At 62.0% G+C, this 23,813-nt stretch carries 19 protein-coding genes; 6 read left to right on the top strand and 13 right to left on the bottom strand.

The annotated features are described in order from the left end of the window. Positions 1-42: 42 nt before the first annotated feature. The 7 genes from HV675_RS08815 to HV675_RS08785 all read right to left on the bottom strand — a co-directional run bounded on the left by HV675_RS08815 (position 43) and on the right by HV675_RS08785 (position 9,046). Positions 43-360, bottom strand: a complete 318-nt coding sequence (locus HV675_RS08815; RefSeq protein WP_175110504.1) for a hypothetical protein — start codon at positions 358-360, stop codon at positions 43-45. A 126-nt stretch (positions 361-486) separates the two neighbouring features. Next, entirely contained in the window at positions 487-1,461 is a 975-nt protein-coding gene (locus tag HV675_RS08810; protein WP_175110503.1) for a fimbrial protein, read from the bottom strand. Between the two features lie 302 nt (positions 1,462-1,763). Beyond that, on the bottom strand, positions 1,764-2,735 hold the full coding sequence (locus tag HV675_RS08805; RefSeq protein WP_175110502.1) for a fimbrial protein: 972 nt from the start codon (positions 2,733-2,735) through the stop codon (positions 1,764-1,766). 240 nt (positions 2,736-2,975) lie between these two features. After that, positions 2,976-5,552, bottom strand: a complete 2,577-nt coding sequence (locus HV675_RS08800; RefSeq protein ID WP_175110501.1) for a fimbria/pilus outer membrane usher protein — start codon at positions 5,550-5,552, stop codon at positions 2,976-2,978. Between the two features lie 95 nt (positions 5,553-5,647). Beyond that, positions 5,648-6,421, bottom strand: a complete 774-nt coding sequence (locus HV675_RS08795) for a fimbria/pilus periplasmic chaperone (RefSeq protein WP_175110500.1) — start codon at positions 6,419-6,421, stop codon at positions 5,648-5,650. 80 nt (positions 6,422-6,501) lie between these two features. Further along, entirely contained in the window at positions 6,502-7,047 is a 546-nt protein-coding gene (locus tag HV675_RS08790; RefSeq protein WP_175110499.1) for a fimbrial protein, read from the bottom strand. A gap of 175 nt (positions 7,048-7,222) precedes the next feature. Next, positions 7,223-9,046, bottom strand: a complete 1,824-nt coding sequence (locus tag HV675_RS08785) for a bifunctional diguanylate cyclase/phosphodiesterase (protein ID WP_175110498.1) — start codon at positions 9,044-9,046, stop codon at positions 7,223-7,225. A 431-nt stretch (positions 9,047-9,477) separates the two neighbouring features. On the opposite strand from HV675_RS08785, the gene HV675_RS08780 reads away from it, so the two are divergent. After that, positions 9,478-10,170 (top strand): response regulator transcription factor, encoded by a 693-nt coding sequence (locus tag HV675_RS08780; RefSeq protein ID WP_175110497.1) that lies wholly within the window; start codon positions 9,478-9,480, stop codon positions 10,168-10,170. 50 nt (positions 10,171-10,220) lie between these two features. Here HV675_RS08780 and HV675_RS08775 read toward each other — a convergent pair whose 3' ends face one another. Beyond that, the gene (locus tag HV675_RS08775) at positions 10,221-11,897 is read right to left on the bottom strand and encodes a sensor histidine kinase (protein WP_175110496.1); all 1,677 of its coding nucleotides are present in this window, start codon (positions 11,895-11,897) and stop codon (positions 10,221-10,223) included. Positions 11,898-12,174: 277 nt separating this feature from the next. Here HV675_RS08775 and HV675_RS08770 point away from each other — a divergent pair, with 277 nt between their 5' ends. Beyond that, the gene (locus HV675_RS08770; protein WP_175110495.1) at positions 12,175-12,594 is read left to right on the top strand and encodes a hypothetical protein; all 420 of its coding nucleotides are present in this window, start codon (positions 12,175-12,177) and stop codon (positions 12,592-12,594) included. Positions 12,595-12,648: 54 nt separating this feature from the next. Here HV675_RS08770 and HV675_RS08765 read toward each other — a convergent pair whose 3' ends face one another. From HV675_RS08765 to HV675_RS08745, 5 genes are all read right to left on the bottom strand, one after another. After that, a complete protein-coding gene (locus tag HV675_RS08765; RefSeq protein ID WP_175110494.1) occupies positions 12,649-13,131 on the bottom strand; it encodes a DUF4136 domain-containing protein in 483 nt (160 codons plus the stop codon). A 146-nt stretch (positions 13,132-13,277) separates the two neighbouring features. After that, on the bottom strand, positions 13,278-15,743 hold the full coding sequence (locus tag HV675_RS08760) for a CHASE2 domain-containing protein (RefSeq protein ID WP_175110493.1): 2,466 nt from the start codon (positions 15,741-15,743) through the stop codon (positions 13,278-13,280). A gap of 13 nt (positions 15,744-15,756) precedes the next feature. Further along, positions 15,757-17,172: a FecR family protein gene (locus HV675_RS08755; protein ID WP_175110492.1), complete on the bottom strand. Its 1,416-nt coding sequence runs from the start codon at positions 17,170-17,172 to the stop codon at positions 15,757-15,759. Between the two features lie 629 nt (positions 17,173-17,801). Next, entirely contained in the window at positions 17,802-18,704 is a 903-nt protein-coding gene (locus tag HV675_RS08750; RefSeq protein WP_175110491.1) for a hypothetical protein, read from the bottom strand. After that, entirely contained in the window at positions 18,701-20,080 is a 1,380-nt protein-coding gene (locus HV675_RS08745) for an ATP-grasp domain-containing protein (RefSeq protein WP_175110490.1), read from the bottom strand. Before HV675_RS08745 ends, HV675_RS08750 begins: the two co-directional genes overlap by 4 nt. Before the next feature lie 46 nt (positions 20,081-20,126). Between HV675_RS08745 and HV675_RS08740 the strand changes: the two genes are divergently transcribed. The 4 genes from HV675_RS08740 to HV675_RS08725 all read left to right on the top strand — a co-directional run bounded on the left by HV675_RS08740 (position 20,127) and on the right by HV675_RS08725 (position 23,684). After that, complete coding sequence (locus tag HV675_RS08740; RefSeq protein ID WP_175110489.1) at positions 20,127-20,303, top strand: hypothetical protein; 177 nt, start codon at positions 20,127-20,129, stop codon at positions 20,301-20,303. Between the two features lie 155 nt (positions 20,304-20,458). Further along, complete coding sequence (gene nhaR, locus HV675_RS08735; protein ID WP_175110488.1) at positions 20,459-21,358, top strand: transcriptional activator NhaR; 900 nt, start codon at positions 20,459-20,461, stop codon at positions 21,356-21,358. 496 nt (positions 21,359-21,854) lie between these two features. Beyond that, a complete protein-coding gene (locus HV675_RS08730) occupies positions 21,855-22,247 on the top strand; it encodes a hypothetical protein (protein WP_175110487.1) in 393 nt (130 codons plus the stop codon). A 27-nt stretch (positions 22,248-22,274) separates the two neighbouring features. Continuing rightward, entirely contained in the window at positions 22,275-23,684 is a 1,410-nt protein-coding gene (locus tag HV675_RS08725) for a C13 family peptidase (protein ID WP_175110486.1), read from the top strand. Positions 23,685-23,813: the final 129 nt, after the last annotated feature.

Below are 23,813 nucleotides of genomic sequence, written 5' to 3'. Positions count from 1 at the left end.
GAAGCGGGCGCCGGCCGCGGCTGCTAGAGGACGATCAAAGGATCAGAGCAGATGCCCGGCGATGATCGGTTGCGTGAGCGCGGTCTGCGCAAACGTATTCGCCAGCGACTGGATGTTCGCCGGGCCGGTCACTGCGCCATAGGCCGCACCGTACGTCGTGCCGATGCCGAGACCTGCGAACAGGCCGACCAGCGCGCCGACCGGAGCCAGCAGACCGGCCGACTGGCCGGCGATCTGCGTGCCGTCCCACATGCCGGCCACTGCGCCGAGTGCTGCGCCTTCAACCGCGCCGGCGAGCGACGACAGGATGTTCGCGCCGCCCGACACCATGTCGATTTCTTGTGCGGTGAGTTGTTGCATTTTTAGACTCCTTGTTGATTGAGTTAAGGGCACTGCGTACATAGTCCCGTTTTGCGGGGCTAATTCTTGCGAACCTGCGCTGTGCGAAGCGCACGGTTCCAATAAAACAAGCGACTGCGACTGCTGTTATTGATAAGTCATCGAGAACACGAGATTGGCGTTTGCGTTGCCGGCCACGATCGGCGAACCGATCTGGAAATACGCCGCTTTCAACGGCACCACGTAAGATCCGGGCGAGCTCGTGACACCTGTCACCGAATACGTGGTGCCGTCGTACTTGAGCGGCACGCCATTCCCATCGGTGACCTGCAGGCCGATCTGTTTAGCCGTCGAATCGGTGGTGAGCGCAATGACGCCGGCTGCCGCGTTTGCGATGCCGCCCGGTGCGGAGAACTGGTAAACGATGCTCGTCAAGCCCGCCGAGCAATTGTTGATCGCGAGGTTGAAGCTGACGGGAGGCGTGGTCGAACCGACTCCCTTGAATGCGCTCACCGAGTAGGTCGTCATCGGCACGACCACGTTGGGTGTGGTGCATGACGGCGGCACGTCCGACACGGGGCTGATACTGAACGTGATCAAACCCGGCGCCCCTGCGCCCGTCTGCACGACATCCTTGCCGGATTGCTGGATCACCGACGCTGCCTGAAAAAGCACGCCGCTGATGGTCCCCACCGCCACTGCGCCCGCCATCGTTTTTACCAGTACGACTTGCGCTTGCCCGCCGTTGGTCGCCGTGCCTGTGCTTCCGCAGGTCGAGCCGACCCAGGGGCTCGGGATCGCGGCGGTCGCGGTCGTGCCGCCAAGGTCCACATAGGGGCCGGCGCCGCAATTGCCGTTCGACGGTCTCACCGCAATGGCAATGCCGATACCCGGCACGCTGGTATTGAAAACCGTCAGCACCGGGAGCGTGCCGCCCGGCGACACAGTAAAGCCAGCCTTCGTCAGTCCCGCTGCCTCGAATGCCACGCCCGTCACGTTGGACTGCCCCGACACCGGCGTACAGGTATAGAAGTTCGTCGCCGGCACGGTAATAAGCGAGGTCAGCAACGTGCCCACCGGCGCATTCGCTGGGACGTTGATGACCGCCGGCGCGTTAATCACGATGTTCTGCGCCGCCCCGGAACAATCGGCTGCCGATGCGTGGCCCGACATAGCCAGTATTGCGACGCCTGCGATGAGCGCAATCGCGTGGTATGTGCCCGTCTGCGAAACTGCAACGAGCGCTGCGATCAGTTTTCCAGCGGGCGTCATTGGTCCGGTTTGATTCAGATAGTTTATTTATTTCGGATTCCAACTTAATGTTGGATCAATGCGAGCATAGTGCCCGATGCGGTCGCGCCCGGTAAACCCCGAAACCGCGTTTCTCAGAAATGTTCACAACCGCATGCTTTGAAGGGACCTCGTTACGGATAGGTAATCGTGAAGGTCAGGTTGGCGTTCGCGGTTCCGGCGGTAACGGACGCGTCCGTCTGGTAGTACGCCGCCTTGAAGGGCACCAGATACGAGCTCGCTGTGCCGTTGACGCCGCTCACGCTATAGACGTTGTCGAGCTTGAGCGGTACGCCGCCGCCATCCACGATTTGCAGTCCGATGCCGCGCGCCGACGAATCGCTCGACAGGTTGATCACGCCTTGCGCCGCAATGCGTGCGCCGGCGGGCGCCGATAACTGATATTGAATCTGGCTTATTCCGGCAGAACAGTTGGTGAGCGCCAGATTGAATGCGACACCCGGCGTTACCGATCCGACGCCTTTGAACTGTGCCGTTCTGTACTGTCCCATCGTCACGGTGACGTCCGGCGTCGTACATGAGCGCACCGGCGCTTTCACGGGAGACAGACTGAATGAAATCAACCCCGGTGCGTTGGAGCCGGTTTGCATCGCGACTTGCCCCGCTGTGCTGGTGCCGATAAACGACGCCGCCTGCAGAATGATGCCGGCGCTCACCGTTCCCGCTGAAGCCGTGCCGGTCTTGACGAGCGCGGCTTCGACCTGGACTCCGGTGGCCATCGTCGCCGAACTCATCAAACAGAATTGTCCGAACCACGGGCTCGGAAATGGTGCGTTGAGAGTTTGGCCAAGATCCTGAAACGTGGTCACTGCGCAGGGAAGCACTATCCTCACGCCCACCGCGATACCCACGCCCGCCACGTTCGTCGCAAAGACCGAGAGCAGAGTACCGTTCACGTTGACGATCAACGGAATGCCTGCTGATAAAGCCTTGGTCAACCCCACCGCCATGACACCCACACCGGCGCCCGCACCGGAGCCGACCGGCGCGCTGCATTGAAAATAGCTGGTTGCCGGCGTTGTCACGACATTGGTCAGGAGCGTGCCGACAGGCGCATTGTTCGGCATGTTCAGTGACGCCGGCATCGGAATGACCACCGTTTGCGCGGCTCCCGTGCAACTGGCCTGATTAACCGTCTGCGCCCACACATGCTGCGGCATGGACAACAGCAACCACACGCCTGCCGCACAGATCAGCCACCGCAAGCGGATTGACCGGACTGCTTTTTCAAACGCGAGCATTGCGCTCCCCCCCTTTGCTGACACAGGACTGTCCGGATGAATCTCGTATCGCCGTCACGGCGACGCAGCCCGCAAGACGTCCGCTCAATTTGTGCTGCAAGCCGCATCGACCGCCGTCCAGTTCGTTTTACCGCCTGCCGCGGGCGGCAACGCGTACGGCAGCCTGCACTGCTGATCGGCCGCATCACCCCATTTCACGCGCAGCTCACCGCTGTCCGTCCGCAACCCGCGCAACACGATCCGGCCCGCCTGCGCGACCGTGCCCACGCTCGCCCCGCTCGCATCGCTGACCTGCGCACCGAACGGCAGCGGTCGCCCGTCGGCAAACGACGCCCTCATCAGCACCGACCGACCGCCTCCTTCCGTTTCGAATGTCAGGCGCACGATCGCTCCTTGCGTCGGTGCGACGCGCTCGGTGCTCGATTTCAGTTCGACGCTCATCGGCAGTCCCTTCGGATCGATGTCGATCTCGTTGTTCTCGAACGGCTGCAGATTCGAGACGATTGCGTGTCCCCAGGGGTCGACGCGCAGTCCGCTCGAGTTCGTGATGCGCGCACCCGAGGCGCCCTTCGCTTCGACGATCGCCACCGTGTCGCCCATGCTCGGGGCAAACGCGACGCCACCGCCATATGCGACCACGCCGCCCGACATGCCGGCGCCGTATTGCGTATAACCGGTGCCCTTCGACGCGCTGCCGGTCAACGTCGCTACCGGCGCGACGTAGGTTGCGTTGCCGCCGACATTGGTCGCCGCTGAAGTGCCGCCCGCCGCGTCATACCCGACATTGACGCCATAGGTCGCCGCGTTGTCGACACCGAGCGCGCCGGTCAGCGAAGCCTGCGCATCCGTTGTGTCACGCGAGTCCCGCTGCACGCTCGAACTCAGATACGGCGCGTGCGAGCCGAAGCCCAACGGGATGCCCACGGTCAGCATCACGCGGTTGTCCCAGCGGCCGAGCGTCAGATCCAGTTGCCGCGACAGTGAGATGCTGTAGTTGATGCGGCGTAAGTTGTTGGTATAACCGGCCTGAAATTGCGTATCGCGCCGGCCGCGGTCCCAGTAGTCCTGAGACGAGCCGGTCAAATAGAACGAGCCGAATCCGGCCGGCAGATTCTGGTTGATCGTGATCTGCAGCAGGCCACGCGGAATGCCGCTCATGAGGGAATCGCCCTGCCCGCGCTCCTGCAACGAACGCAACTGCATCGCATCCTGCAACCCGAGATAGCCGCTGCTCGAATAGCGATAGGCGGCCACGCTGACGTTCGTGCCGGTCGGGTCGATCAGCTTGCTGTAGGCAATCCGCACGCTTTGCCCGTTGCGGGACTGTCCGTTCGCGAGACGCGTATCCGCCTGCGTGATGTCGAAGCCGAATGCGCCGAAGCGTGTGTTCAGCGCCATCCCGGTTACAGCGGCCAGATAGCCTCGCGCAAGGGTAACGCCCGCGTAACCGGTCACCAGGTTGCTGAAGCCGTGCTGCACCGTTCCTTGCACGAGCAACGGTTTGTCCGGAACGGTGGGATCGCGGTATTCGCCCGCCGTCACGCCAAAGCGCGTGATGCCCGCACGCACCGCATTCACCGCCGATGCATAGGGCACGCGTGACACGTGCACGCTGCCGTCCGCCTCCGTCACGATAACTTCCAGATCGCCGCCATAGCCGGTCGGATAAAGATCGGAGATTTCGAACGGCCCCGCCGGCACATTGCCCGTATAAATGATGTTGCCGTTCTGGCGGATCTGCACTTGCGCATTGCTGTTCGCGATACCCCGCACGACCGGCGCATATCCGCGCTGCGACTCCGGATACATCTGATCGTCGGTCGCGAGCCGTACGCCGCGAAAGCCGACGCTATCGAACAGCGCACCGTCGGTAAACGCATCGCCTATCGTAAGACGGCTTTTCAGCGGCACAATCGCGCGCTCGAGGCTCGTCTGCACACTCTGGTAATGCGTGCCGCCGACCGTGTCGGTCGTCAGGTTGCCGTTGTGGCGCAAGCGCCAGGCCCCGACATTCGCGCCGCCGAGCAGGCCGATATAGCCGCGCGTCGAAGCGAGGTTGCCCGAGTCGAACCGGTAGACGTTGGCGTTGTATTGCAGCATCGCGGCCGGCACGCCGTCGTCCCAATAGCGGGGGTCGACGTAGCCGCGCACCTGGCGCAGCATCGCCGCTTGCGGTAACTCGACGTCGAGGCGTTGCTCGCCGTTGTCGAAATGAGCGTGCCCGCCGTCGACGAGATCCGCGAAAATCAGGCATGCATTCGCATCCGCCTGCTGCGCCGTCAGGCTCGCCGTCGCCTGTGCCGAAAGCTTGCCGAGATCCACGCCTACCTGTTCCAGCAGTTCGCGATCGAAACACGGCGCGACGTTCGCGGGATCGGCGCCGATCTGCCTGAGCGTCACCTGCACGCGCCCGGTCCATGTCTGATTCACGTACAGGTCGACCCGATACGTGCCCGGCAAAGACGGATTGCCTTTCTCGAAGCGGCTCACATCCACTTTCGGCGCACCTGGTCGCTGGAAGAACTGGTCGTTGAACTGGACCACCCCCACCTGCACGTCACCCGCCGGCGCACTCGCGTCCGCACAGGTTGCCGCGCACAGCGATAGCGCGACAGCACAGCACGGTCGCAATCGCAAATGCTTGGGGGTGGGGTGTCTCATTCTTGTTCGACGATGAATAGGGTCGCGTGTGGCCAGTGCCGGCCGGAACACTCCGGCGGCACGCCAAGGCTTCTTCGGCAACGATTGGATCGACGTTAAGGAGATACGCCTGGGCTGGCCGCCTGCAGCGGCGCGACACCGCCTTCACTTCCGCCCAGATCGTTGAGCGACGTGTAGTGCACCTGCGCGGCGCCCGACGCGGACTTCCAGCCCGACACCGGAAACAGCCGGCGCTCGCCGGGACCGACCATGCCGCCGTCCTCGCACGTCGCAGACCGGTTGTTCACAGTCACGTCCACCTGGATGAACGACACGTGATACGCGCTCGGGTTGTAGGCTTCGACAGCCGTCTTGCCGCCTGCGTCGACGAAACGCCATGTCACGGCGGCAGGCGCCTCCCGCGATGCGCCCTTCAGATCCGGTGGCCGAAAGAACAGCTTGATGCGCGAGTGAAACGCGAGTTGCAGCTTGTTCGCGCCCGCTTCATCGGCGCTGGGCCTGGGCGGCACCTCGAGCACGTTCAGCCAGAACACCGACTCCTTGTCTTGCGGCAAGGGCTCGCCGGTGTAGGCGATACGCAGCGTTTGTCCCTTCGCGGGATCGATGCGCGAAATCGGCGGCGTGACGACGAACGGCACGTCGATCTCCGAAGGCGCCTGCCGGGTCTCTCCATGGTCGATCCATGTCTGCACCAGCGCCGGCACGGAACCTTCGTTCGTCAGCTTCACCGTTACTTCGGGTTCCTTCTCGTCATAAATGACACGAGTGGCCGAGATGACGACCCCTGCGCGCGCGCCGGACGAACCGGCCATGAGGAGAAGACCCAGCGATAAACCGATGGCGGCCTTGAACGCCTGCTTGATAAACATGATGACCGTTCCGACAGATTTGCCTGTACGGCGGCGGAGCATGTCGATGCCCCGCCGCACCCCGCCCCGCACTGCACCGCTTATTGATAAACCATCGTGAACTGTACGGTCGAGTTCGCCGTACCCGCCGTGGCGGCGCCCGTCGCGACGTACTGAGCCGTGTAGTTGAGCGTGGCCGTGCCGTCGGCTGCGATATTCACGGGCAGTGAATTCTGCGAAGCGTCAGCGGCGCCCGCGACGATTTCCGAACCGTCCGAATTGCGCAAGTCGATCTTCACATTGCCGGCCGATCCCGCGCCCCCCGTAAGGCTCAGATGACCGTCCGCCGACGTCGTCGAACCGGCCTCGAAGAACGTATGCACCGTGCCCGATGCGGGCGCGCAGCCCGTCAGCGAAATGCTGAACGGCGTATTGCCGGCGGTTTGTCCGGTCTGGGTCAACGAGCCGACCGAAACGGTCGGCAGCGTCACCGTCAGATTGGCGCTCGCCGCGCTCACCGTGCAGGTCTGTGCGGTGATGCTGCCGTTAAAGGTAATCGTGCCGTCGGCCGCATTCGCCGCGAACGGGAACGCCATCGATCCGGCCGCGACGGCGCAGATCAAACCCATCGACATTTTATGTTTCATTTCAGTATCCTAAATAAATGAGATTTAGCGACCGTGAGGAAGCGACACTTCATTCTGTGCGTGCCGTGCCGTTCCGTTCAGTCTGGTTACTATTTGAGCACAACCCTTTACTTATTTTGACGGCTGTGACAAAGGTTGACAGCGTGTGGCGGGAATAGACTGCTGCTGCGACTGTTTAGCGCGAGCGTACGCAGGCAGCGATCGCATGGCGCAAGCGGGCCAGTCCAAGCAGAATGAAGTCTGCAAAGCCACTCGTAGCGTGCCGCTCGCTGCGGCTTTGACTCGTGCTTCGCATGACCGGCAAGCCGTCCATCGAGCGATGCGTGGCGGCGGCAAGCCGCGCCGTCAGCACAGACGCTTCGAGCGGCCGCGAAATGAGGAAGCCTTGCGCCTCATCGCATCCCCAACGGGCTGCTGCTAGCCGCTGCGCTTCTGTTTCGATACCTTCAGCAACCACTTTCTGACCGAGCTTTTTGGCAAGCGCAACCACCCACTGAAAGATTGCCTCGGCTCGCTCGTTCTCGGCCGCATCGCGGGTCAACGCGCCGTCGACCTTCAACATACCGAACGAAAAGGTCTGCCAGCGCGAAAGACTGCTGTACCCAACACCGAAATCGTCGATCGCAACGGAGATGCCGACCTGCTTCAAGCGCTGAAGCATGCGTTGTGCGTGTTCCGGGTCCGCCGCAACCGCGGTTTCGGTAATCTCGACCTCCATGCCGGCACCCTTCGCGCCATGGCGCGCAAGCGCTGCGCACAACGCGTCGACAAAGGCTGTCTTGCCGAAATCCGACGGAGAGATGTTGATCGACATCTGGAAGTTCGGCACCATGCGATGCCATTGAGCGAGCTGGCGCGCGGCTGCGTCGATCACCCAGTCGGTCAGCATCGACATCAACGAGGTCGCTTCGATCAGCGGCAGAATCTCGCTCGGCGAAAGATCGCCGAGTTGCGGATGACGCCAGCGAATCAACGCTTCGGCCGCCACCCACGCGCCGTCGCTCAACCGCTCGCGCGGCTGATAGACGAGACGCAACTGGTCCGGCGAGCACAACGCCGCGCGCATCGAATTGACGATCGTGAAAGCCCGCTGCTGCGCGGCGACGATGCTGCGGTCGTACATCAGCCATGCTTTGCCCGCTGCACGGGCCTGCTCCGAGACGGCGAACAATGCCGCCACCACATCCTCGGCCGACCCGGCGTCGTCGATATTCACAATGCCGGCGTGCGCGCTCAGCGCGATCGGAAATTCATCGCGCAGCGCCAGTGGCTGCTCGAAACATGTCGTGCAGCGCAACGCGAGCCTGCGCGCCATGTCGATTCCGCCGGCGTGCAGGAAGCCGAAACGCGCGTGACCGATCTTGTAGAGACGGATTTCCGGCGGCAGTGCCGCGGTCAGCCGCGCCGTCATCGACTGTATCGAGTGCTCGACCTTGCTGAGGCCTAACGCGACGACCATGCGGCTCACCATCGGCAATGAACCGATGTCCACGACGACCGCGTGAGTGCCGCCGTTCGACGCATCGCGCCCCTGCATGCGGGCGCGTACGTCGCGCACGAACTGGGTCCGATTGCCCAGCAAGGTCAGGCGGTCGCGATAGCGGAACGCATCCAGCGCCTGGAAGCGCGCGACCAGCAACGTCGCCGCATCCGCCAGGCGCGTGTTTTCGAGCGCTTCGATGTCCACCCGCAAACGGCTGTCGAACAGCCACAGATAGCCGGTCATCGCATCGCCGGACATGCGAAGGGGCACACATGCGCAAAAACGGATCCATCGCTCGGCGCCCGGCAGCACGCCCGCCGGCGCTTGCCAGATGCCGTCGCTGTCGTTGATGAACACCGGACGTTCGCCGAACCTGCGCGTCGAAGGAGACTCATCAAACACCGTCCGCAGAAACGCGCTGCCAAGCGCGCGCTCTGTCACACAGTATTCATACCAGCCAGGGTCGCCGCTCGTAATATGCATGACGGCTGCGGGCAGGTCGAACAGTTCCGTCATGAGGCGCAACGCGGCACGCGCAAATGTCTCGCTCGCAATGGCGTCCGGCCACAAGTCGTCTACCGTTTCGACAGACCCCGCTGTCGATGTCACGGTTTGGGGGAAGCTTGGGTACATGGTCTGATCCACGCTGCGGAACGTAACCGCAGGCGATGCATGCGCGCTGAATCGGATGCGCATGCTTTCTTGTCTTAAGCGCCGAAACGATGCGTGCATCGCGTGGTGTGTCGATGTCGCGCTGCTCTCCGGCCCCGGGTTTTTCGCCGGCTATCTAACCATGTAATCAGAAATGCAGTTGTGAACAAATCTGGCTGGCACGGGTGCAACACGCGTGCATCGCGCGTTCGTCGAGAAATGTTGACATTCGGTGAATATGACGAACGGGTGCTTTATCAGACAATAAGGCAGTCGAACAAACAGGCGAGGTAAATGTGAGGGTGGCATCGCTCGAGGATGACCTTGACCAGGCGCGCCAGATCGAGGCGCTGCTCGTCGCCGCGGGGCACGAGGTTCAAACGTTCAGCGAAGGGCGCAAGCTGATCCGTTTTCTCGAAACCGATAAAGTGGATCTGCTGATGCTGGACTGGCACGTTCCCGACATTTCCGGTCTCGAGGTGCTCAACTGGGCGAGAACCCGCCTTGGGCCGGACTTGCCCATTCTTTTTCTCACGAGTTCCAGCCTGGAAGAGGAAATCGTGCACGCGTTGAATGCGGGCGCCGACGACTACATGGTCAAGCCGTGGCGCGAACTCGAACTGAGCGCGCGCATCACCGCGTTGCTGCGGCGCGCGTATCCGCCCGTATCAGAACAGTCGCGCATCGAAATTGGCAATTATGTGATCGACCTCGACAAGCGGTCGGTAACCGTATGCGGAACCCCGGTTACGTTGACACCGCGCGAATTCGACATCGCCGCCGTACTCTTTCGCAACATCGGGCAGATCATGCCGCGCGACCTGCTCGTCAAGCTGATCTGGGGACGCGACCTCGCGAAGGCATCGCGCAGCATCGATACCTACGTCTATCGCGTCAGGCAAAAGCTTTCGCTCGGACTCGAGCACGGCGTGCGCCTGCGCACGATCTACACACACGGCTACCGCCTCGAACATTGGGTTTCCGGGTAACGACCGGCGGCCACGATGGTCGGCTTCCGGCCATCGTGGCCGCCCGGGCGTCAGGCCGCGGGCAACGCGATTTCCATCGTCGTGCCGCGGCCGGGCGCGCTGTCGACCCGAACGCTCCCGCCGTGCCGCGCAACGACGGTCTTCACGAACACGAGCCCGAGGCCGACGCCCTCTTCCTCTGGTTGCCCTTCAACCCGAAAGCGCGCGAATCGCTGGAAAAGACGCAACTGTGCTTCCGGCGCGATACCGTAGCCGTAATCGCGCACCGCGCATTCGACACGGGCTCCGAGGCGTTTCACCGCGCAATCGACCCGGCTGCCTGCCGGACTGTACTTGATCGCGTTATCGAGCAGATTGATCAGTGTGCGCATCAGCAAGGTGCGATCGGCGAGTGCGAAACAGATATCGTCCGATGCCGCAAACGTCACCGCAATCTGCTTGCGCTGTGCGCGCGGCGCGATCTCATCCATCGCCTCCAGCAACACATCGCCGATGTTGGTGCGTTCAAGCGAGTAGCGCTGCGTTTCGGCGCGCGCGAGCTGCACGAAGTCGTCCGCAAGCTCGGACGCACGACGCGTGTAGCTCTCGATCCGGCTGAAAAACTCCGGCTCCGGCAGCCGCTTCGTCGCGCCGCGTTGCAGATCGATCAGCGCAAGAATCGACGAATGCGGCGACCGGATATCGTGCGCGAGCGACGACAATGCGCCATAGCGCTCGTTCTCGGCGACGCGGATCTGCTTGCGATAGCGGCGCAGCACCAGCGTCATCAGAAACAGTGCAACGACGATGGTCAGCCCGCAGACGAGCAGATTCATGTATAACGCCTGGCGCACGCCGGCAAGCGGGCCGCTTTCGCTCTTGTCGACCACCAGGTACCAGCGCAGTTCAGGGATATACCGAACGTTGGCGAAGTGGCTGCTGCCGTTCGCGCGATACTCGAAATTATCGGACAGAGTGTGGCGTCTGCCCGCGAACAGATGCCCAAACTCGGTGTTGTTAGCAAGCCGGTCGCCCGCATGCTCGCCTAACGGTCCGCCCGCGGACCCGGTAAGCACGATGCGGCCGTCTTCGCCGACAAAATAAACGTTACGGTCAAAGCGCCGCTTGTATGTGTCGATCAACTCGCGTATCGATTTCACGTTGATGCCGACGCCAGTCACACCGATTAACGCGCCTTCATAGTCGAAGACACGGCTATTGATAAAAACAGTCAGTTCGCCCCGATTTGCCTCATCCGCGTCCACCTCCACCGTATAGGGTTCGGCAAGCGTGCGCATGCTGAAATACCATTTGTCGTGGGCGCTCGCCGTGCTAACGGTCTTCAGCACGCCGTTCGTCTGGTAATAGCGGTGCGTCCGGTCCGAAATGAAAAAGGCGGTCACCGTGCCGTATTGCCGGCCGATCTCGTGCAAGTAGTTCGTCACTTGCCGGACATCCCCTTCTCCGCTTAGCACCCAGTCGCGCAGAAAGGTGTCGTGCGCCATCATCGTCGAGATGACGATTGGCTGGATCAGATCGCGCTGGATCTCGGAATACGCGTTGTCCGACGTGAGCGGCAATTCGGTGTCGATGATGCTCTGGCGAATCGCATTGCGCGACGCAAAATAGCTCGCCAAAGACGTGGTCACGAAACCGATGATCAGCAGCAGCGTGAGAACGGCCAGCACCGAATCGTGCGGAGACCGCGCGATGCGAAGGGAACTGCGTTGTGCGGTGGACTCGTTCATAACCTGAAAATCCGGAAAGCATGTCAGCGGAAGAACGCACGCTCGATGCTATATCGGCATCGTGACAGAAAAACTTTGGTGCGATCGTGTTGCCGTGCGAGCTGTTTTCGTCCGCGCTGCCAGACGGAAGTACGTGCGCCTCCGCGTCAACCTTTGTCAACAACGGGGTTTGCTGTGTCCGCAAGCCGGCTCTTTCCGTTAAAGTGCGTCGGACAGTTTTTGCCCATTCAGGCTTTGGCAATTGCGACGGCGAATCATGTTATTCAAATCGAAAACCATGTCCATTCCATTTGATTTTCAGGAGTCTGGCGAATCGCCTCCCGGTTGCGTCCAGCGCATCGAGTTCGACCTTTCAAGCGACCGTCATGCACTATCGGCAGTGGAAGCGTACGCCGACGCCTGCGAGCACGACATGCCCTGGCTATCTGCCCAACTGCGCACGCAACTGCAAACGCAACTGCGGACTCGGTTGCAGACGCAACCGCACTCGTCGCACACGGCACCCGACGATCGCGCCACACGCTGTGGCCAGACGGTGCTGCGGGTCTTTTCACTAGCACGCGCGTGGGCAGCGGACAAGCCGGACTTTTCGAATCCCGCGTGGGAGCATGTGCAGATCAGCCTGAAAGCGGCCATCGCACACTTATCCGCTGAACGCGTCCCCGACGACGCGGGCGACGCCGAACATGCGCCGTGAAACTTGCGCGGACCTCGCGTTTACCTGCACCACAGATACCGACCCGCCCTTCATTCACTGCGCGTCAACACGCTCGACGCGTTTCGTCGAGCTGATGCGGGGCATATCGCCGCTATTTTGCGAGCGTCCAAAGGTGACCTGCCAGTCGGACGCGTCCGCATAGGGCAGCTTGCCCAGCGCACTTTCTACCAGGTAGGGCCATGCCGACACCGTATCGGCATGGCAATCCCATGCAAGCGCGGTCACGCTATAGGCTTCCATGCCGCTGTCGCGATCGAAGAAGCGAAGCGTCAGCGAATGGCGATAGCGCGTCGCCGCACACCAGCCTGATTGCGTTCCTGCTGTGCTCGTTGCCGTCGCGCCAATCCCGCCTGTTTCGCCTGTTTCGCCGGATCGAAGCAAAATCGAGGCGGGACGTGTGTCATATGACATCGATACGATATATCGCGCATGCCCGCTCTGCCCGTCGGTGAAGCCCCGCGCATCCAGTTCGCGACGCAACGCACGTTCGTCATCTGCTCGCCGCGAGTCCTGCATCAGATGCTCCGGCCGGTCCAGTTCATAGGTCGACGCCGTGAAGGCCGCGGCGGGCTGCGTCGATACATGCACATCGGCTTTCATCCCGGCGCATCCGGCAAGCAACGTGGCAAAAAGCGCTGCATAAGTAACGGGTTTCACGGTTTTCACTCTCTCTGTCCAGATGGGTCCGGTTTGGCATTGCGATGGGAATCGAGCGCAGGCAACGAAACGGTGACCGTTGTGCCTTGACCTGGCGCGCTGACCACGGTGACGTAACCGTTATGGCGCGTGATCACCGTTTTGACGAATGCCATTCCCAGGCCCGTTCCCTCGGTTTCCGGCAACTGCAGTTCATGAAAACGCTGGAACCGCTCGAAAAGCATCGCCTGTTTTTCGATCGGGATGCCGTAACCCTGATCGCGCACCGCGCACCTGACGCGTCCGCCGGACTCGCGAGCAAGCGAGCAGACAATCTCGGTATGCGGAGGGCTGTATTTGACGGCGTTGTTCAGGATATTCACCAACGCGCGCAGCAGCATCGAACGCTCCGCGCTGATCCAGTGACCTTCGCCACCGTCGTCGTCGTCCAGAATCGTGCGCAAGCGGATATGACGCGCAAACGCTTGCGGCAATATCTCGTCGCTCGCGGCCATCACAAGCTCCGCGAAGCTGACCGGTAAGAGCTCGCACACGCGTGACTCGGCGCGCGCGAGTTGCACGAAATTGTCGGCTAGCGTCAGCGTGCGGCGCGCGTAGCGCTCGATCCTTTCGAACATTTGCTGCAGGCGCGGCAACTGCAACCGGGACCGCTCCATCTGCACGAGCGCCAGAATCGAAGCCTGAGGCGAGCGCATGTCGTGCGACAGCACTCTTAGCGCATCCTCCTGCTGGCGTTCCGCTGTGCGCAGGTCGGTCACGTCCACGAGCCCCGCGATCCAGCCCGTCAGCGCACCGCCCACGTTAAAACACTTTGCATAGCGAAGCAGATAATCCCCGTCCTTCGCGCCCCGCACCTCGATGCCCTGTTCGAGCAGATGGGTTTCGTTTTCGGGCGACGACCGGACGTCCAGTACCGCAGGCCATCTGGCGCGTAACGACGTGTCGTCGGCCGTTTCCCCGGAACGCGTCACTCTGACAAAAACGAGATCGCCCAGCACGTCGCGCAGCGCTCGCCCCTGCGCTTTGAGCTGGCCACGGTGCGCACAGTACGCGGCAGCCGACCGGTTAGCGATCAGCACGATGCCTTGCGCGTCGCTCACCCATATCGGTTCGGGCACGCTGTCGAGGCAGTCCCAGATAAACTGCCTCATATCGCGAACACGTTGCGTGGCCTGTGCCATCAATGTCATATGGCGCGCCAGTGCATCGCCGCCAAACTCGGCCGGCATGCCGCGCGCGCCGGGCAACAGGTCGGGCTCCAGTGAAAGGCGTTGCAGTTCGCCGTGCAGGTATGCGAGCGTCATTTCCAGACGCCGCCAGTTCCACAATGCGTAGACCGCGCTCATGCCGGCAACCGCGGGCATCGGCGCGACCCAGAGTCGCGCCGCATAAAGCGAAACGGCGCTCAGCAAACCCGCGCATGCGCATAGACCCGCTGCCAGCAACAGCGCGGGCCTCGGCGACAACACCAGAAGGCCGGCGAGGAGCAACGCGAGAAACCCCAGCGCGAAAGCGAGCGTCGCTCCCGCGCTCACGGGCATGATTGCGCGTCCATTCAGCAGCGCGTCGAGCACATTCGCATGAATGTAGGCACCCGGCATGGGTCCGAGCTTGCCTGAGACCGGCGTCGCGAAGCGGTCGAATACGCCGGACGCCGTCGCACCGACCAGCACGATCCGGTCGCGCAGCAACGACTGCGGTATGCGGCCGGCCAGCACGCTTGCAAAAGAGTACTTTGCGTAAGCTTCGGAATTCTGGCTGAACGGAATCAGAAAACGCTGTTCAACGTCGTTCTCGCCGGTGCTGCCGTCGTGGTCGTCGTTGTTTGGGGCATACATCGGATCGGGGATGCCTCGTGCAGCATGCTGCTGCGAACGGCCGTGCATTGCGCGATACAACGGCACCACCAGTTCCGGCCAACGCCGTTGAACGTCGGCCTCGAACAGTGCGACGCTTCTGACGATGCCGTCGCCGTCCACCTCCAGATTGATGTGACCCAGCCCGGCGGCCGATGCGGCGAGCGGCTCCACCGGCAAAAGCGCAGTGCGCTCATCCGCATCACCTGTCCTGCTGAGCAAAATCGGCAGGTAGGTCGGCGTCGCGCTCATTGCCCGCGCGAGTTGCGCATCGTCCTGCGTCTGCTCGGTAAACAGCACGTCGTAGGCGACCGCGGCGGCATGCGCACGCGCCAGTTGATCCAGCAATTGCGCATGCAGGCTGCGCGGCCACGGCCAGCGGCCGAGTTCGGCAATGCTTGCGTCATCGATCTCGATCACGGCGATCTGCGGCGCAACCGGCAGGTCGCGCAGATTCAGCAGCGAGTCGTAGATAAGGCGATCGATGCTCGACGTGGTGTGTAGAAGCGCTGCCGACATGACGATCATCATGCCGACGCAGCCGACCGCCAGCCACTCGGCCAGGAAGCGGTTGCCGGCAGGCCGCCGGACTAGCGCTCGGATCGAGAGGCTCATTGCCGCGTCTGCTTCAGTAGGCGAGCGTGAACGAACGAACCGGACTGCTCGTCCGGTACAGCCGGCCTTGCACAAAGCGTTCGGCGATCACCGTCCAGTAGTAGACGCCGCGCGGCAGATCCTTGACGAACAGCTGGTTAGCGGCGGTATCGGTCTGGTCGATGAGCGGGTCGTGCAAGTCCGGGTGATTCGCGAGCACGAAGCGGAAACGGGTCTCACCGCCCTGCGCCGATGCATACCAGCGAAATTCATAATCTCGCGTGCCGGCACGCGCCAGCGCCGACGCATTGAGATCGAACCGCCGCCGCTCGAAACCGTAGATCCGCGTGTCCCCCTCCAGTCCCGCGTCGTCGAACGCCGACACGCCGACGAAATAGCTGCCGTCCGGCAAGTCGTCGAAGCGGGCTTGCGTGCCGTTCGTGCGCGCATCGCGGATGCGCTCGAGAAAATCTGCATCGCGTGCGATCTGCACACGCCAACCGTGCGCGCCGGCCTGCGGCTCCAGGTTGAAGACGATGTCGTTGCCATCCTGCAACTTCGCGGGATCGCGCAAAGTCGGCGCCGGCAGCAGTTCGACCGGCTCGCCCGACGGCTGGTCATCGCGCGTCACATTGCCGAACTGGGCACGCAGCAATTGCGAAGCCATCTGCAGCGCAACGCCGGGCGCCGCAGGCGGCTGATGAGCCGGGTCCACACCTACCGCGCCGTCGAGCACTTCGACTTTGGTCGCTCGTCGATCTGCATCGTAGTCGACCCGGAAACGGGTTCCGCGCACGCCGGCCACGGCTGACGGCGAGCGAATCTGGAAGCGGTCGTCCCGCTTCGCTGCGTGCGTGACCTCGCTGTCCACCTCGCCGTGATGCAGGTTGAAGACGCGGTCCGTTGCGCCGGTCAGCGCGGTCTGGCGTAGCGAGCCGACTTCGAGCAGCGTTTGCGGCGGCAAGCCGATATGCGATCCGTCGGCCAGTTCCAATGTCACAAAGCCGTCTGATCCTGTGCGAATCCGGTCGCCCTCTCCGATCGTTGTACTGGCAACCACCGGTGTAAACGGTCCGTTGCGAAATGCATGTTCGGTGTTGCCGTGCACGGCAGCCACATGCGCCGAGAGCAGATCCTGTCTGAGCAACGCAGCGGGTATGCGCAAATGGATACCCGCAGGCAGGCGGCGCGGCGCCGTTACCTGATTGAGCCGGCCGAGCGGGCGCCAACTGTCTGCGTCGCGCAGGTAGCGGACCGCGATGTCGTATAGCGTGTCGCCCGCTTGCGTAACGTATGTGATGTACGTGACCATCCCCGTCTGCTGCACGGGCGTAACGCGCACGGTATCGGCCAGCGCCGGTTTTATACCCGACAGCGCGATCAGGCAACACAAGACAAGCTGCCGCGCACGATCCCCGCACCGTGCATGCTCCGCCTTCGCATCCGTCATATCCCCGTTCCCCTGTCCCATCGCTGCAACGTCGTTCTGTTGGAAATCTGATCATGTATCGAATGCCGGCGCCGCCGCCCCAAACAAAAGGGACATGGCGCGCTGGATCGATCGGCTCGAACTGCTGCAGGGTGGGAAGGTGCGGTGCAACGCGTCGGTCTTTGTCCGCGTTGCCGGCGCGACGTGCTTCAGGTCGGTCCGTCGTTGTTTTCATGCTCGGCGCTTGTGCCTCACGCTCTTTTGCATTCCCCTGCGCGAGCAATATTTGCAGATAGCGCGATTATCCGGGGCCTGTGATGGGCAAAACACAGCTTTCAGAAAAGTTGACAGACGTCTGCGCTTGCTCGAATGCTTGTCAGCGCCGATGGCCAATGCGTGGAGTGATGCGCCTGGAACGAAGGTTCGCAGCCTGTCCCGATCAAGGTGGAGTGGTGGCGCACTGGCCGCTGTGAAGGAGTGCGCGAGATGCGCATCAGGCCGGGCGTTTTCCTCGGCGCTTCCCGTGCGCCTCCCGTGCATTTCCGGCGCGTTTCCCGGGTGTGGACGGGCGTCGCGGCCGGGAGAATCATCTCCGGTGCGCGCGGCATCTGGCTCGATGGCCATGAGCCGCGCCGCGACGGCGTTCGACCTCAAACCGCGACCTGAGCCGCCCGCACCGCAACCACCGCCCGCCCACGCCGCTCAACCCACACATCAAATCCCAACGCACCCGCCACCACCAATGTTCCGATCAACGTCACCGGCTGCCACTCATAAACCGGCGACATCATCGATAGCGCGAACGACATCACCGGCTGCAGAGCCATGCAGATTATCAGCGTCAAACCATCGGTCTTGCGCACCGCGAACTGCACCAGCAGAAGCGGCAACATCACGCCGATCACCGCAACCGCAACAACGGGCAAAGCGTCGTCCACGGCGGGAACCGCAACGCCGCCTTCCATCGCGACCCAAACGAGGGCCACCGCGATCGTCAAATAAAAACGGTGCGCCAGAATCGCGGCCGGCCCCCAGCCGCTGTCGGCGAGGCGTCGAAACGCTCCGACCATCAGCGTCGATGCGGCGCCTGCAAGCGCGCTGGCCGCAATCGCGAACACCGTATGCCACGACGTCACCGCCGCCCGTTCCAGTTCAACCGGCACCAGCAACGCGCAGCCACCGACAATCGCCGCACAAACGCACCACTTCGCCGCGTGCGGCCGGCCTCGACTTCGCCACGACGCCAGCACCACCGCCACCAGCACAGCGACGCCGATCTCGATCGCCCCAACCGCGGCCGGCGACAAATGTTTCAATGCATGGAAGAAGCAGACAAACGCTACCGCGGTCCACAGATTGACCGCCACGATCGCCCCGCGTGCGCCGCCCGGCATCCGGCCGCGTGCAATGATCAGAAACACGCCCGCGACCACACAGAAGCTGATCAACAAAAATTGCGCGGGCGCGACCGCTTCGAGAAACGTGCCGTACATCACCTTGCCGGTCGACTGCATCAACACGGCAAGGAACGACAGCGCATGGGCGGAGTTCACGTCGAACTGCCGGGAGCGGCGAGAAGCAGCGCATCCGCCGTGCGCGGACGACCGGCGGCAGCCGCCGTATGCGCACCCGATGCGACGCCGGCTCCGGCTCCGGCTTCAGCTGGCGCGGCGGCCTCGACCGCATACAAGGACTGCGCGGCTTCCCACGCACGAAACTGCGCGATATCGGCGCGGATCTGCATCGAATCGTCGTGAACCAGATACACGACGCCACCGCAGAACAGCGAATCGGAGGTGCGCCAAACCTTCGCACCCGCGGCAAGCGGCCGATAGTGCGCGTGAAACGATGGCAGGGTCGCGAGTTTGCGCAGCCCTTGCGTCGACGTCACGCGGCCGCTCTCGCCAAACACGAAGAACACTTTCGCCAGATGTCGCCGCCGCTCATAAGTGCGCGGGCCGATCGGCTCGCGAGGCTCGGCAAGCAGATCTGCAAAACGACTGGCCTGCGTCGGCAGACCGGCTACCGCATACGATGGCGCATCCATCATTCCGCCCATCAGCCGCGCCCCGGTCTCGATCAGCGCCGGCCCCTGCGCGGTGAGCCGCAACTCGCTGTGCGCCGCGCTGTTCTCGATGCCGAGCGCGCTGATCGCGCGTCGCGTGTAGTCGAATAGCGCGTGGCTTTGCGGTGTGTCGGGATCGAGCAGCGTCATCGAATCCATCGCCATCGAGCCGCCGCGCACGATGCGGTAGTCGACATGCCAGGCATCGGTGATGTGATGGGTGCCGCGCTGGCTGACCGTGTTGACGATGAACTGCGGCCCTTCCAGATACGACTGGATCAACAGGCTATCGTTGAATCCGCCGAGCAGATTGTCGTGAAACAGCGCCGCATGGACGGCACGGTGAATGTCCGCGTGATCGCGGCAAATCACGACGCCGTCCGAGCCCGCGCTCAGCAGCGGCTTGACGACCACCGGCCAGTGGTCGTGCCATCGCGCCCAGGCGTGCGCCTCGACCGCGGAGATGATCTTTGCCTGCTGCGCGGCATGCAATCGATGCGCGTGCAACTGTTGAATCATGTCGAACTTGTCGCGCCGCGCGCTCAGCGTCTCGGGCCGGTTGGTCGGTAAACCGAGCGCGTGCGCAAGCGATTCGGCAAACGTCACGCCCCACTCGGAGCCCGCGACAACCGCGTCGAGGCGAACGGACGGAATGCGCCCGCGCGCTTCCTGAACCGTGCCGAGATAGCCGAGGTCGACGGCGTACGGCGCTGGATCGAAGCTCGCGGCTGCGAGCGTCGGGATCTCGGGCGTCGAGCGCAGATGAATGCAGATCGTGCCGCGCCGGTTCAGTTCGCGAACCAGTTCGCGCCCGGTCGAATAACCGTCGACGATCAGGATCAGTTTGCCGTTTGCGTTTGCCATAGTGTGAACTCCTGAGTGGAGGGCCGCGCGGGTTGCGCGACGACCTATGACGGCAATGTATGAGGCGAGCGGCAATTCGAATATTCGAAAAAACTTTGCGATACGAAGAAAAAGCCAAAGCCTGTCGGGCTCGCAAGCGTGCTCGACTCAAGCCGGCAACGGGCTGGCGGGATTGCCCGGCGAGTCTAATTTCCTGCTCATTCTCGCTCGCTACGATGCGTGACATTGACGCATCGAGGCCTTGTTCAGCCGCCGTTTAAGCGCTTAGTGGCTTAAGTCGCGGCTTGTTATGCGATGCGTTTTGCCTGAGGGGGACGCGACGAATGAGGTCACGTCTGATGCACGTTGATCGCATGGCATCGAGAAACGGTGAATCGTATGAACTACAAGCATCTGCATTACCTGTGGATGGCGGCAAAACACGGCGGCATCGTGGGCGCGGCGCAACGGCTGCATCTGACGCCGCAGACCGTGAGCAGCCAGATCAAGACGCTCGAAGAGCGGTTCGGCTGCGCGTTGCTGCGACGGCGCGGGCGCCTCGTCGAATTGACTGACGCCGGACGCCTCGCCGCGGAATACGCGGGGAAGATTTTCGCATTAGGCGCCGAACTTGAACGCGAGTTGCGCGCGCCGCGCCGCAACGCCGATGTGCTGCGCGTCGGCATTGCGGACTCGATTCACAAGACGATCGCATGCCGGTTGCTCGAGCCCGCCGTGACGGCGCATGCCGGCTTGCGCGTGGTGTGTCGCGAAGGCAGGCAGACGGCGCTGGTCGGCGAGCTGGCTGAACATCGACTCGATGTGGTGCTGTGCGATGCGCCGTTGCTCGATTCAAGCCCGATGCGCGCGCGCAGCGACAAATTGGGCTCGACGAGCATGGCGGTGTTCGCTACAGCCGCTTTGATGGAAATGCATAGCGACGCCTTTCCGGCGTGCCTCGCACGCATGCCGATGCTGTTGCCCGGTTCGGATAGCGAGTTGAAGGCGCACTTCGACGCGTGGCTCGTATCGAACGGTCTCGCGCCGCCCATCGTCGGTGAATTCGACGACGGCGCGTTGATGGTTGCGTTCGCGGGTGAAGGCAGGGGGGCGATCGTCGCGCCGTCGGTGCTCGCGGCATCGTTGCGCGCGCAACATGCGTTGTTGCCGCTAGGGCAGATCGATGAGGTGCGGCATGAGTTCTATGCGATTTCGCTCGATGGACGGGCAAGGCATCCGGCGGTGGGGGAGATTACGCGGGCGGGTGGGCGAACTCTCGTTTCTTTCCCGGATTTCTAGAGCAGATCGACACGAACATGCGGGCCGGACGGACCGGACGCAACAAATGCGAGCCGGTAAATTGGCGACATCTCTAGCGAATGGAATGACGTATGTCGGCGATACGGCCGCCCCGCTTCCATAGGTAATCAAACTAGAAGTAATGCCATTGTGAGCTCGGCAAATTGCCCGCCGGTTTTATGCGCCCATACTGGCACGGGCACTGTCCATGTCCTTCGATCGGTCCCCTGGTCCGCGCAAATCCCTCACCGAAGGATAGCGCGCTTCGTCCGGCGTTGGACTCGGCCGCCACATCTGCTGCGGCATCGCACACGCGCACCAGCCGTTCTGCTTGAATCTGGCGGAGGGGAAGCGCTTGAAATTACCGATATTGAACTCGTCTTTCAAGAGAAGTGAGACGACAAGTCGCGAGTTCGTGGTTACGTATTGAGTGGAAATTTGCTTGATCCGGTTCGATAGGGTGATAGTCAGGGTGCCCTCAAAGAACGCTTGTCACATGCAGATTTCGCACCGCTCGCCAAAGGATGCAATTGAAATGCCAAAAAGCGATAGACAGCTCACAGATATTCTGATTTCGCAACTGACGACATCCGAGCAAGCACACGGCGTCGCCTATGTGTGCAGCACGATGTTTGTGAAAGGAACGACGATTTCGTTTCCCCATCTGGAGATTGACGTCCCGTGGGATGCATATCTCGCATTTATCGATGGTGATCCAGCAGCGAACTGGGGTCATGCGTGCCGCTACGTGCTCCTGAACCCGGAGACCGGCGACACGCTGTCGCGAGAGGCACGCTTTCCGCCCTTCCAGCGCGGTGCGACGGACTGGCAGATCGCGTATCGGGCTCCCGGGATACCCGACGGCATCTTACCTATTCCCGACAAGTAGGTCGTAAATGGTTTGATGGAGGCAAAAATGGCACGCATCAAGGAAAGCGAGATCACCACTCGAATTCGCGAGCACGCGTTCCTCAGCATGGGTTGGCGGAAGCGACAAGGCACCAACCTGTATCTCGATCTGAAGATTCATGAGGCGGGAGACAAACTGGGACCCGAATTTCAGCGCATCGAGGTCACCCGTCCAAGCATCCTCGTATTCGCTGATGACGATCCGTTGGCCAACTTCGGCCACGACTGCCGATACCTGCTTTATGACCCAAAGACGGCAGAGCAGCACAGCGAGATTCAGGCCCGATTCCCCCCGTGGCTGAAGAAGCCCCCGGAGACGCTGCGTGCGTTTCATGAACCGGTCCGGCTGCAGCCCAATCCAAATGTTTACCGGATCCGCCCGATCCTGCGTTGCCCGGTGATCTATCCGGACGGCACGCGGTACGCCATCCTGTATTCCGGCATGTCGAACATGCGACACCTGAACGACCTGGAGTTCTGTTATCGGATGCTGATTGACCGCTATGGTTTCAATTCAAAGCATATTTATGTTCTCAACTACGACGGCTCGTTGAATACGCAAGACGGTGCCGCCAGCAAATGGCCCGGGGACACCACGGCGTACCGCATCAAGGTAACGGGAGAGGGCAACAGGTCGGGATTTCAAGCAGCGGTCAGCGATCTGAAGAGCAAGCTCAAACCTCGCGATCTGCTATTTATCCACACAAACAATCACGGCGATAATTTCGGGGCAGGCTCATTCCTGTGCGAATACCCGAACTGGGGATCGTATATGGCAAGCGACTTCTGTGCGGAACTGGGTAGTCTTCCGCACTATCGGTCGTTGATCGTGATGATGGAGCAGTGCAATTCCGGCGGCTTCAATGCACCGATACTTTCCGCCAGTACCGCCGATCATTCCAGCATTGCGTCGGCGGCGATTGCCACGAAGAGTTCGTACGCGACACCGGACCTGAACTGGGATTCGTTTGCTCGCGACTGGATCGCTGCCGAGATTGGTCACGATCCATATGGTGCGGCGCTTGCGTTTAATCCGGACTCCAATGGAAATGGCACCATCGAAGCGGGAGAAGCTTTCGGCTATGCGCTTTCCGTACAGAATCCTTCGGACTCGCCAAATTTCAATGAAAGTTCAGTAGCGGGCGGCAATATCACGTTGGGACAGCAGTACATTTTCGCCTGGTGGTGGTGCTGGATTCTCTGGCCGATCCTCCAAAAGTACTACGTGGAAGGTCCGGTTCCCTATCCCGGCCCTGGTCCGGAATTCTACGAACACATCGCCGAAATCACTCCGGAACTGCAGAAACTCTTGCTGCCGTCCATTGATCGGGCGGCCGACGATTTGCGGAAGTCAGTCGGACCGCAAGCGGAGGCGATCGTAAAGGCGGCTTTCAAGGCGAGCAAGTCACGACGCTAATTCGCCGGACCGGTATAAAGCGCTTTGTCCGTCGTCGGCGATAGAGGAACTCGATTGGCTTCCGGGAAATCAGCAAATGACTTCCAGGGTCGACAGTGCCTAATCGTCAATCCTCCGTCGTCGTCGACG

The organism is Paraburkholderia solisilvae (genome assembly GCF_902859875.1).
In the GTDB taxonomy this organism is placed as follows: Bacteria; Pseudomonadota; Gammaproteobacteria; order Burkholderiales; family Burkholderiaceae; genus Paraburkholderia; species Paraburkholderia solisilvae.
This window is presented reverse-complemented; position numbering and strand designations above follow the sequence as displayed.

Bases quoted from the DNA above. Each gene is read 5' to 3' on its own strand.
- HV675_RS08815 (WP_175110504.1), bottom strand. From the start codon at position 360: ATGCAACAACTCACCGCACAAGAAATCGACATGGTGTCGGGCGGCGCG.
- HV675_RS08805 (WP_175110502.1), bottom strand. From the start codon at position 2,735: ATGCCGGCGTCACTGAACATGCCGAACAATGCGCCTGTCGGCACGCTC.
- HV675_RS08800 (WP_175110501.1), bottom strand. From the start codon at position 5,552: ATGAGACACCCCACCCCCAAGCATTTGCGATTGCGACCGTGCTGTGCT.
- HV675_RS08795 (WP_175110500.1), bottom strand. From the start codon at position 6,421: ATGTTTATCAAGCAGGCGTTCAAGGCCGCCATCGGTTTATCGCTGGGT.
- HV675_RS08790 (WP_175110499.1), bottom strand. From the start codon at position 7,047: ATGAAACATAAAATGTCGATGGGTTTGATCTGCGCCGTCGCGGCCGGA.
- HV675_RS08785 (WP_175110498.1), bottom strand. From the start codon at position 9,046: ATGACGGAACTGTTCGACCTGCCCGCAGCCGTCATGCATATTACGAGC.
- HV675_RS08775 (WP_175110496.1), bottom strand. From the start codon at position 11,897: ATGAACGAGTCCACCGCACAACGCAGTTCCCTTCGCATCGCGCGGTCT.
- HV675_RS08770 (WP_175110495.1), top strand. From the start codon at position 12,175: ATGTCCATTCCATTTGATTTTCAGGAGTCTGGCGAATCGCCTCCCGGT.
- HV675_RS08765 (WP_175110494.1), bottom strand. From the start codon at position 13,131: ATGCAGGACTCGCGGCGAGCAGATGACGAACGTGCGTTGCGTCGCGAA.
- HV675_RS08760 (WP_175110493.1), bottom strand. From the start codon at position 15,743: ATGAGCCTCTCGATCCGAGCGCTAGTCCGGCGGCCTGCCGGCAACCGC.
- HV675_RS08755 (WP_175110492.1), bottom strand. From the start codon at position 17,172: ATGACGGATGCGAAGGCGGAGCATGCACGGTGCGGGGATCGTGCGCGG.
- HV675_RS08745 (WP_175110490.1), bottom strand. From the start codon at position 20,080: ATGGCAAACGCAAACGGCAAACTGATCCTGATCGTCGACGGTTATTCG.
- HV675_RS08740 (WP_175110489.1), top strand. From the start codon at position 20,127: ATGACGGCAATGTATGAGGCGAGCGGCAATTCGAATATTCGAAAAAAC.
- nhaR (WP_175110488.1), top strand. From the start codon at position 20,459: ATGAACTACAAGCATCTGCATTACCTGTGGATGGCGGCAAAACACGGC.
- HV675_RS08730 (WP_175110487.1), top strand. From the start codon at position 21,855: ATGCAGATTTCGCACCGCTCGCCAAAGGATGCAATTGAAATGCCAAAA.
- HV675_RS08725 (WP_175110486.1), top strand. From the start codon at position 22,275: ATGGCACGCATCAAGGAAAGCGAGATCACCACTCGAATTCGCGAGCAC.